The sequence below is a fragment of the Dyella sp. 2RAB6 genome (assembly GCF_052115385.1).
Taxonomy (GTDB): Bacteria; Pseudomonadota; Gammaproteobacteria; order Xanthomonadales; family Rhodanobacteraceae; genus Dyella_D.
This window is the reverse complement of record NZ_JBFRGP010000055.1, coordinates 1-1,066: the sequence shown is the minus strand read 5'-3', so window position 1 is coordinate 1,066 and position 1,066 is coordinate 1. Positions and strand designations below refer to the sequence as shown.

At 64.3% G+C, this 1,066-nt stretch carries 2 protein-coding genes; both read right to left on the bottom strand.

Annotated features, from left to right (window positions below):
• A partial coding sequence (locus AB4083_RS22890; protein ID WP_441610802.1) for an NAD-dependent epimerase/dehydratase family protein occupies positions 1 to 701 on the bottom strand: 701 nt, incomplete at its 3' end.
• Positions 701 to 1,066, bottom strand: a 366-nt coding sequence (locus AB4083_RS22885; RefSeq protein WP_441610801.1) for a UDP binding domain-containing protein, incomplete at its 5' end; no start/stop codon positions are given. The genes AB4083_RS22890 and AB4083_RS22885, both read right to left, overlap by 1 nt.

The following is a 1,066-nucleotide window of genomic DNA, read 5'->3' as shown; positions in this document are numbered from 1 at the left end:
GTATCCAGCGCACGCACCACGCCTTCGACGATGTCATCGATGTAGGTGAAGCTGCGCTTGTGCCGTCCTTCGTTGAACACCCGGATCGGTTCGCCGGCCAGGATCGCCTTGGTGAACAGGAACAGCGCCATATCCGGCCGGCCCCACGGGCCGTACACCGTGAAAAAGCGCAGCCCCGTGGCCGGCACGCCATACAGATGTGCGTAGCTGTGCGCCATCTGTTCGTTCGCTTTCTTGGTCGCCGCGTACAAGGTCAGCGGATGCTCGGCCGGGCGATGCTCGGAGAACGGCAAGTCGCGGTTGGCACCGTAGACCGAGCTGGTCGACGCGAACACCAGATGCTGCACACCGTGGTGGCGGCAACCCTCCAGGATGTGCAGGAAGCCGGTGACGTTGCTGCTCACGTACACGTGCGGGTTGGTCGCTGCATAGCGCACACCGGCCTGCGCGGCGAGATTCACCACGCGCTCGGGCTGATGGGTGGCAAACAGCTTCTCCACCGCGGCACGATCGGCAAGGTCCGCATGGACGTGCGTGTAGCCGGGATAAGCCTGCACCCGCGCCAGACGCGCCTTCTTCAACCCCACGTCGTAATAGTCGTTGAGGTTGTCCAGGCCAATCACCTCATCGCCCCGCGCCAGCAGCTTGCGCGCCACGTGCGAACCGATAAAACCCGCGGTGCCGGTCACCAGGACTTTCATCACAACCTCCCGTCCACCGCCTCGCGCGGCAGTACGTATTTCACGTCGTAGACCACGGACTCGGGCTTGCCGTAACTGCGGATGCCGGTCGCGCCCTGGGAGGCGAATTCACGGTGGCCGACGGCCACGATGACGGCGTCATAGGCACCGCGCGACGGATCGACGATGGTCGCCAACCCATACTCATGCTCGCATTCGGCCGCATCCACCCACGGGTCGTGCACATCCACTTCCGCGTTGTAGCCACGCAGCGCCTGCACGATGTCGATCACGCGGGTGTTGCGCAGGTCCGGGCAGTTCTCCTTGAACGCCAACCCCAGCACCAGCACCTTCGCGCGTACCGGATTGATGCCCTTGCGCACCAT